The 8570-nt window shown below is 44.7% G+C and carries 6 protein-coding genes and 1 pseudogene; 5 read left to right on the top strand and 2 right to left on the bottom strand.

Going from position 1 to position 8570, the window contains the following annotated elements:
- The 3 genes and pseudogenes from CWB98_RS22485 to CWB98_RS22475 form a co-directional block, all read left to right on the top strand.
- Window positions 1-355 (top strand): annotated as a pseudogene (locus tag CWB98_RS22485) (transposase); the annotation flags it as partial.
- A 256-nt stretch (window positions 356-611) separates the two neighbouring features.
- Window positions 612-800, top strand: a complete 189-nt coding sequence (locus tag CWB98_RS22480) for a hypothetical protein (protein WP_138546836.1) — start codon at window positions 612-614, stop codon at window positions 798-800.
- A 612-nt stretch (window positions 801-1412) separates the two neighbouring features.
- Window positions 1413-3356 (top strand): BspA family leucine-rich repeat surface protein, encoded by a 1944-nt coding sequence (locus tag CWB98_RS22475; protein ID WP_138546835.1) that lies wholly within the window; start codon window positions 1413-1415, stop codon window positions 3354-3356.
- A 330-nt stretch (window positions 3357-3686) separates the two neighbouring features.
- Here CWB98_RS22475 and CWB98_RS22470 read toward each other — a convergent pair whose 3' ends face one another.
- The gene (locus CWB98_RS22470; protein WP_138546834.1) at window positions 3687-6050 is read right to left on the bottom strand and encodes a TonB-dependent receptor plug domain-containing protein; all 2364 of its coding nucleotides are present in this window, start codon (window positions 6048-6050) and stop codon (window positions 3687-3689) included.
- A gap of 280 nt (window positions 6051-6330) precedes the next feature.
- Complete coding sequence (locus CWB98_RS22465; RefSeq protein WP_138546833.1) at window positions 6331-6855, bottom strand: acyloxyacyl hydrolase; 525 nt, start codon at window positions 6853-6855, stop codon at window positions 6331-6333.
- Between the two features lie 247 nt (window positions 6856-7102).
- On the opposite strand from CWB98_RS22465, the gene CWB98_RS22460 reads away from it, so the two are divergent.
- On the top strand, window positions 7103-7702 hold the full coding sequence (locus CWB98_RS22460; RefSeq protein ID WP_138546841.1) for an MlaC/ttg2D family ABC transporter substrate-binding protein: 600 nt from the start codon (window positions 7103-7105) through the stop codon (window positions 7700-7702).
- A gap of 267 nt (window positions 7703-7969) precedes the next feature.
- The gene (gene recR / locus CWB98_RS22455; RefSeq protein WP_054016799.1) at window positions 7970-8569 is read left to right on the top strand and encodes a recombination mediator RecR; all 600 of its coding nucleotides are present in this window, start codon (window positions 7970-7972) and stop codon (window positions 8567-8569) included.
- Window position 8570 lies beyond the last annotated feature (1 nt).

Here is an 8570-nt window from a genome sequence, read left to right as displayed (position 1 = left end):
AAAGCGTATTGAGAGCGCGCGGCAGGGCAAACAACCTAAAAGCTTGCGGCGCTTTGCAGGAAACCCTAGAACAAATATGCCAAGTGGTCTTCCGTTTGATTTGACCTATTACATTCAGTTGGTTGAATTAACAGGCCGATGTATGCGTGCAGATAAACGGGGTTACATCAGTGATAGCCAACCACTACTGACCAGGTTGAAAATAGAGCCAGACAACTGGTTTAAACTTACCACTCGATTTACCAAGGTGTTTCATGGTGCAGTAGGGCGAACACAGGCGATGACAGATTACTGTGAGCATCTGAAGAAAAAGCGACGAGCCAATCTGATTCAGTGCGAGCGGCTGCTGGGCTAATACCTATCTTTCAATATAATCTTGACTTATCTAACTCGGGCTTGGATGTTCGCTCGTATTGTCCGACTTTGGTTATTTTCCAGAATTTCGATTTTGAACTCGCGGATTTCACAGCTCAATAAAAGGCACGATAATCAATAGTCTTGTATTTCCGGGTTGAAACTGCCTACAATTGGACCGTTAGTATACGGTGGGTGTCATCGAAAATAATCGAAAAAATGTTTCCAAAAACAAAATGCATAAGGAGATAATTAATATGTTGATTGAATTAACTGAAAAATCTGTAGAGTTGGTCACAGGTGGTGGCAGTGGAGGCGGGTATGAACCTCCTATGTCAAACTTACGTGTGTCGCACAAACTATCCCGTAGCAGTGGATTGGACTCTCAAACTAATGGCTCTGGTGTGGGTCTGTTGACAAACGGATTCGGTTTAGACCCCGTATAAACCCGGCATTGAGCTAGGCTTCCTGAACTACTTTATTCAGTATCTTTGTTCCCAATAACTGACTTTCGATATCCTTTGGTTGGTTGTGGGGTATTGTAGCCTGCCTAGTTGTTACATGATCATGTGCTTAGGTACTGATGATGCTTTTTATTAACTTTCGGCTCACATATAGTTGGCTAAAAGGTGGAGAGGGAAGGTTATACAGACGACCTGCGCAGGTTCTTAATGTAAGACCTGATATTGGAAAGGGTGTCTTCCAATTCATGTCTTTCCAATTCATGTCTTACATATCTATATTGACTCAGTTTAGGGTTGGGTTGTGAATTTAAAGGTGGGTGTCTCTGAAAACCCTATTGAAATCATGCATGGTGTTGTTACCTTTTAAGTCACTAGAAAAAGCTAGGCCAATAAATGCTGTACGTGTCCACTATATTTTTATTCAAAGAGAATTATAGTCTCGCGAAACTATATCTAGGTAAAGCTAAATGTTCTTGCTTACCCCAGTGTCCAAAAATATGTCATTTATCTTTAGTTTATTTTTAGCAATCAGCTAATGTAACACAATATTTAATTAAAAATATTTAGACTTTAGAAATTTTATCAGGAGAAGTAATGAGTCCAAGGTACTTTAGTATAGGTACATACATATTAACTGCACTTATGGTGCTAACTTTAGCGGCATGTGGAGGAGGTGGTGATTCTGAACGATCAGCTCCAACTGCAACATCGGATACGTCTAAACTTGATACAACAGCGCCTGTTATTACTATCAAAGGCGACAAGAGCGTTCAGGTCGTGCTCGGTAATAATTACGTTGAACTTGGCGCGTCAGCAACCGATGAAACAGATGGCGAAGTAGCTGTAACTATATCAGGTAATCTAAATCTAAATCAGCTAGGGACTTACACCATCACCTACGCTGCTGCAGACAAAGCGGGTAACGCTGCTAGCGCACAAAGAACGGTTCTAGTTGTTGCGCCAAAAGATGAGGCTGCTCCAGAAGTGAGCGTGAATGGGGATAGTAATGTCACTTTAAATTATGGAGAGACTTATCAGGAGTTAGGTGCAACTGCAATCGACAACGTAGATGGCAAGGTTGAGGTTACTATTTCTGGGCAAGTAGATGTGAATAATCCGGATATTTATACGATTACCTATTCGGCGACGGATAAAGCCGGAAATTCTGGAACAGCATCGCGAATAGTGACAGTACTACCTCAGCAAGACACGAACGCGCCAGTTTTGAGCTTAAATGGAGATGATTATATTAAGCTATTCGTCGGTGAGTCTTATGTTGAGCTCGGTGCAGTTGCAATTGACGATGTTGATGGTCAGTTGAATGCTTCTTTTTCAGGTGTTGTAAATACAGAAATCCCTGGTACCTATACCATCACATATACTGCGACAGATAAAGCGGGAAACAGTGCGAGTATTGAGCGTGTTATTGATGTGGCGGTACAGCGAGAGTTTATTACCACATGGAAAACAGACAATGTGGAATTAGGTTCAACGGATGAATACACTATAAAAATAGGCACAATTGGTGAGGGTTATAATTTTCAGGTAGATTGGGGAGATGGTAATATTGATACCAACGTAACTAGTGCAATATCTCACCGCTACCAATCAGCAGGAACTTATACAATAAAAATTACCGGTGATTTTCCAAGGTTTTATTTTGATGAGACTGAGTACGATAGGAATAAAATTATTTCAGTCGAGCAGTGGGGAGACATCAGATGGTCCTCCATGGAAAGAGCATTTTTTAATTGTGCAAATTTAGTCGTCAATGCGTTAGATGCCCCAGATCTGTCAAATGTAACTGATTTATCATACATGTTTGGATATGCAGTGTCGTTTGATCAAAGTATTGAACATTGGGACGTATCTAATGTCGAAAATATGACGGCAATGTTCCAAGGCGCATGGAACTTTAACCAGCCAATTGGTAATTGGAATGTTTCAAACGTCGTTAACATGGCCTACATGTTTAACGAAGCATACAAGTTTAACCAACCACTCAACGATTGGGACGTATCTAACGTAAAAGATATGCTGCATATGTTTAACCGTGCAAGCGATTTTAACCAGCCAATAGGCAACTGGGACGTAAGTCAGGTTTATAGAATGAGTGGCTTATTCAGTTATGCCGAATCATTTAACCAAGATATTGGTGAGTGGGATACTTCTGAAGTATTTTATATGAGTTACATGTTTAATGAAGCCTCTTCTTTTAACCAAGACATTGGGCTGTGGGACGTGTCAGGCGTTGCATATATGAACAGCCTGTTTAGAAATGCCACTGCATTTGATCAAAACCTTCGCAGTTGGGATATCTCTAATCTGGTAGATATGAGAAGCATGTTCCAAGGTATCGCTCTCTCCGTGGAGAACTATGATGCTTTACTTCAGGGTTGGAGTGAACTGCCCAATCCCCCGCAGCAAATTGGCTTCCACGCTGGAGATAGCAAGTATTCACAATTAGGAAAAGCTGCGAGAGATATTTTGACAGATATTCACAGGTGGAATATTGCTGATGGTGGGCCAAATGAATAGTTCATTGAGAGCTTTTCGGTAAAGATATAAGTGTGCTTGCTGACACCAAGCGTTATTCGCCATTTTAAAACCAGGCTAATAATACTGGGTGATGAGATGGACGCCTCTAAAGCGGCGCCATGCGCCTAACTGATCGTGTTTACACAGTTAATAGGAGTATCCATCATCAATCAAGCAAGCACTTTACCCATTGATTTTGCTAAAACGGTTTTCCATTGCTCGTTGCGGACAAACTTGTTCGAGTGAATGGAGTTGAGACAGGGGGCGTTTCAGTATCCCGAATCACAAAACTCAGATTTACGGTTGAATTACTTAGCAATGCAAACTTAACTAAAACTGCATACTCATTGATAGCATAAAACTGCGCTTTGGCTGAGGGATGAGTGAGTTGGCCCAGCCCTGTGAGCGTTGTTCAAAATCATCACCACTGGCTGCGGCTTCTGCCCCCGAGTGGTAATAGGTTTCATCAAAGAGGTTTTTTACTTTCAGTGCCACTTCGAACGATTCGAAGCGGTAAATGATATTGGCGTCTACCGTTAAATAGGCGTCATTTTCTCTGTCTTTAGCACGCAATGTGTTTCTCAAATACAAGGGTTTACTTGAGACCCAATTGGCCCTGAGGTTAACATTGAGCGCCTCATTGACAGGCACATTGAACCCGGCGCTGATCTTGTGTGGCGCGATATCTCCAAGCTCGGCATTCATATCCTGACAGGGGTTGTAAGTGAGCGTGTTATTGGTTGCGATGTCCCGGCAATTTTCGATCCCTTCACCGACCCAAAGCCCTAGTGCGTGGTCGTAGCTGACGCTGCTTTTGGTTTTCGTGTGGGTGTAAAACAGGTAACCGGAGATATTGGCAGCACCCGTAATAAAATTACTGAACTCAAACTTACCGCGATATTCCAGTCCATAGGTGCTGCGTTTTCCGGCATTTTCGGCTTCTTCTTTTACGACGTCGTCGTACCTGGCCGTAAACAAAGACAAATCATGCAGCCAATTGTCTTGTTGATACATATAAATGAGTTCAAAATTCTCTGCCTTTTCGGGTTTCAGATCCGGGTTGGCAGAGCGGCCGCTCCAGCCGCCCCACAATTGTATCGGGGCAGGCTCCTGAAAAGCCGTACCATAAAGCATTTTGATGGTTGTTTTATCTGAGAGAAAATAAATAGCGGAGGCCCTGGGGTTGGTGGTACTGCCATATAAACTGTTTTTGTCGTACCTTATGCCAGCATTGACCCGCCAGTCATTGATATTCCAGATGGCCTGAATGTAGGCGCCCCGGTCAGTCAGGCTGGCCAGGTTTTCATCCGGCATCCGACTGAGTGTGTCTGGCTGGATATTAATGGTGTTGTCTGTATTAAGTGCAACGCCATCTCCGGCGGTTTCGGGTGTATCTGAGGAGCAAAAAGTTTCGGCAAAATAACCGCAGGCATCGTACGCCTTAGTCAACTCTTTGTCTTCAAATTTAATGCCACCGCTGATCTTTAGCTGCTCAGAGTAATCGAATTCATAATCTTGTTTAAACAGCCAGCTTTTATTGCTAGTTCGCCAGTGTGAAATGGTTAAGGTTGAGACCACTTCCGGGCCGCTCAGGGCCGTGGAGCCGGGAAAGGATTCAACCCAGTATCCTCCATTGCCGTTTTTTCTGCTCAGCAGCAGGGTATTTATCTGCGCTTTATTTTTTAAAGTCCCTGCATGTCGCAGGTAATATTGCTCGGAGTCACGATACCACTGCGCCGCAGGTTGCGCTCTGTCGTGAGGATATTGCGGCCCCCATCCATGTTGCATATCCCATTTAATGACCCCTAACGTGAGGTTTTTGAACCCAGCATCCGCAAGAATACCCCATTCCCGTTGTGGGTCGTGGTAGGCGCCAAAATCATGGTATTTGGAGCCGTGAGGACAACCATCGGCTGCACACTTGGCAGACAACGCGGTGTCGTAAATGACGGGTCCCCAGATATCCCGGTTGCGCAACAGTTCGTTACTGACAAAGCCCCAGGGTGCCAGATCGTCAATGTCGGCTTCATCACTTGAATAGTATTTAGCAGATAAGTTATAGGTCAGCTTGTCATGGTTACCGCCCGCAGCGAGATCAATACTTTGTGTATCGTAGCTGCCCGACTGAACATGCACTTTAAAAAAGTCATTATTCTGGTGGGTCTCTTTGGCGTCGGACGTAACCAGGTTAATGATCCCCAAAAATGCATTGGGGCCGTATACAGCACCAACCGGGCCATATAACACTTCGATCCGCGCAATATTTGACAGCGGGTAATTTTTTGACAGAGTAGCTTCGTGATACCACAGGTGATTGTCGACTATGCCATTGACCAACATCAGAGTGCGCTGGGTGAGGGGAGTGCGGTAGCCGCGCTGATAGGTGATCACACCTCCATTGCCATTGGTGACTGTGCTATCAAACCCGGGCAGATCCAGGATCACTTCATCAATACTGGTATATCCGCGCTGCCTTATATCGGCTGCGGAAATGATCACCATAGCAGCCGGAGCGTCACGTAATGTTTCTTCGATGCCGGAGGCCGATGATACAGTCACATCGAGCAAGTCTTCGAGGCTAAGCTCCATCAAGGTGTCGAGTTCATCTCCCAGCGCAACCTCTGGTGAACCGAATAGAAGTGCGGAAGAACACAAGAGTACCGCAGCAGTGTGGTCTGGTTGTTCCTTAGTCATAAGTTTCCCCAGGCCCTACGAGAGGTAGTGCACAAACGACCTGTTACCCGAGCAAAACGCTGAATTACCATAGCCAATGCAAAACTTATTCTAATCTTTGGAGGTTAGAATAAACTCCCTTTTTGTCAAGGTGAGAGGTACTTTTATAGGAACACTCATCGTTGGGGGATCAGCCTGCGTTCTCTAAGTTAGTGCAGTTAAGTAAGCGTTTTCAACATCCCCCAGTTGTCGATGACTTTATGAGCTTGTTAGTGACAACGCCCGGCGAGGCTCAAACTATTTAAAAATAAGCCGAATAGGATAGGGATAAAAAGTCCAGCCCGGGGTTAGGGCGCTTAAATCCCGCATTGGAGTAATGCATGTAGCGAATGGCAATATTGGCATTGCCCATCTGATAAACCAACCCAATACGATCTTCAAATTGATAGTGTGTACTGACATTTTTACCCGCAAATTGTGTGTCATCCAGCAGGGCGAGCCCAATTCCGAACTCCACTGCAACCGGATGACCTTTGTAGATGGTGAACGGATATCTGATCACCGGCGAAACGGCCAGCACAAAATTACCGTCATGATGATTTTCTTCTCCATAGCGCCAAAAATTGATGCTGCTTTCAAAGTGTACATCAAAGTGACGCCAGGCCCGGGGCATGTCCAGCTCAGGGTGATATTGATAGGCCAGTTTAATGCCGTCGACACTGCCTTCGCCGTGAATGTAGTGAATGGCGTAACCATGTTGTTGTGTCTGTGCAGGTGCTGCCAGGGAAATAAGAAGTCCCAGTACGAATAGGGTTGTTCTGATCATAATTAAAACCAATCCAGTATAAGAGAATACGCGTATTGTCGGGATATGAATTGCCAATAAAAAGGCATCAAATGGAACAGCATTGGTGTTGATTTGGCATCAAAAAGTTAGGTGCTTGATTTTTATTAGAAAATTAATTGGTGCTGTATTGGCATTAATATGGTGCTGATTTGTGTGTTTTTCATCTGCAAAGTTAGCGCTAAACTTGCCTCATTAACACAGACCGGAGCGGATCATGAAAAGACTAATGCAACTTATGCTGGTGGTAATGGTGGCGTTTGGCAGCTTACATAGCTTGGCTGCGACTGACACACAAAGCAATCCTTATGGGCTGATCAAGTCTGTGGGCGATCAGTTATTTGTAGATATTAGTAAGCTGAATATGCTGGAAGAGGCTCAGAAGAAAGCGGAGCTCAAAAAGCTGGTACGCGCACAACTAATGCCGCATATCGACATTAAATACGTGTCTTTTAAGCTACTTGGAAAACATGTCCGTGAGATCAAACGTGAGCAGGCTGTGACCTTTATAGATGCGGTAGAGAGTTACCTGGCAAACACTTATGCAAATGCGCTGATGAGTTATAAAGGCCAGCAGGTTAATTTTATTGAGCCGGTGGTAAGTAGTGACAGCAAATTTGCATCGGTCAAGTCTGAAATCGTTGAACCCAATGCGCCAACTATCGACATCGTATTCAAGTTCCGTAAAAACAAATCCGGTGAGTGGCAGGTATATGATCTGGTTGCTGAAAGTATTTCATTACTCAGTGCAAAGCAAAAAGAGATCACGGCGCGGATCAGCGAAGTAGGGATAGATCAGGTAAGTAAAGAGCTGATTGCGAAGAGCTAACTGTTACTTTAATTTAAGACACAATTTGCGTCCTTCAGGCGGGTATTCACTCTTACCCATGAGATCCAATCTTCTCCGATTGCCCGCCTTTTTTCTCTCAGCGGTATCCGGTTTATCTAGTATCTTTGGCTTGTCGCTGTCATGTCAGCCATAGTAAGATGGCTACCACTAAACGAATTAGAACAGTGTAATATACATCGGCCGGTTGCCGCCCGGGTACCCAGCTTGCTATATCGATACACTGTCAAAAATTAAGAATGCTTTACTATGCAATTATCACCTTCACTTTCAGCTTTGGTTGAGTCTCTGCGTTGTTTACCTGGCATTGGACCCAAGTCTGCTCAGCGAATTGCCTTTCACTTACTCGAAAGAGATCGCAGTGGTGGGACTGCACTTGGGCAGAGTCTGCTGCAGGCGATGGATAAAATTGGCCATTGCGAATCCTGCCGCACGTTTTCAGAAACCCCAGTGTGTGACATCTGTAGCAACGTAAAACGCCAGGATACCGGGTTATTGTGTGTGGTCGAGTCTCCAAGTGATGTATTGGCCATCGAGCAAACGGGCCAGTATCAGGGCGTATATTTTGTACTGATGGGCCATTTGTCCCCCCTCGACGGCATAGGCCCGAACGAAATCGGTATGGATGTGCTCGAAAGAACTTTGGCCAATGGCAACATTAATGAAGTGATCCTGGCAACGAATCCAACGGTCGAAGGGGAGGCAACCGCACACTTTATTGGCGAGATGTGCCATCAGCATAACGTGACTGCTTCGCGGATCGCACATGGAATGCCGGTTGGCGGTGAGCTGGAGCTGGTCGATGGTATGACTCTGATGCATGCCTTCAGTGGCCGAAAAGCGATTTAAT

Origin of the sequence: Pseudoalteromonas rubra, assembly GCF_005887115.1 — a bacterium.
GTDB lineage: Bacteria > Pseudomonadota > Gammaproteobacteria > Enterobacterales > Alteromonadaceae > Pseudoalteromonas > Pseudoalteromonas rubra_F.
This window is presented reverse-complemented; position numbering and strand designations above follow the sequence as displayed.

Excerpts from the sequence above, each read along its gene's own strand:
- CWB98_RS22470 (WP_138546834.1), bottom strand. The coding sequence starts at position 6,050 with ATGACTAAGGAACAACCAGACCACACTGCTGCGGTACTCTTGTGTTCT.
- CWB98_RS22465 (WP_138546833.1), bottom strand. The coding sequence starts at position 6,855 with ATGATCAGAACAACCCTATTCGTACTGGGACTTCTTATTTCCCTGGCA.
- recR (WP_054016799.1), top strand. The coding sequence starts at position 7,970 with ATGCAATTATCACCTTCACTTTCAGCTTTGGTTGAGTCTCTGCGTTGT.
- CWB98_RS22480 (WP_138546836.1), top strand. The coding sequence starts at position 612 with ATGTTGATTGAATTAACTGAAAAATCTGTAGAGTTGGTCACAGGTGGT.
- CWB98_RS22475 (WP_138546835.1), top strand. The coding sequence starts at position 1,413 with ATGAGTCCAAGGTACTTTAGTATAGGTACATACATATTAACTGCACTT.
- CWB98_RS22460 (WP_138546841.1), top strand. The coding sequence starts at position 7,103 with ATGCAACTTATGCTGGTGGTAATGGTGGCGTTTGGCAGCTTACATAGC.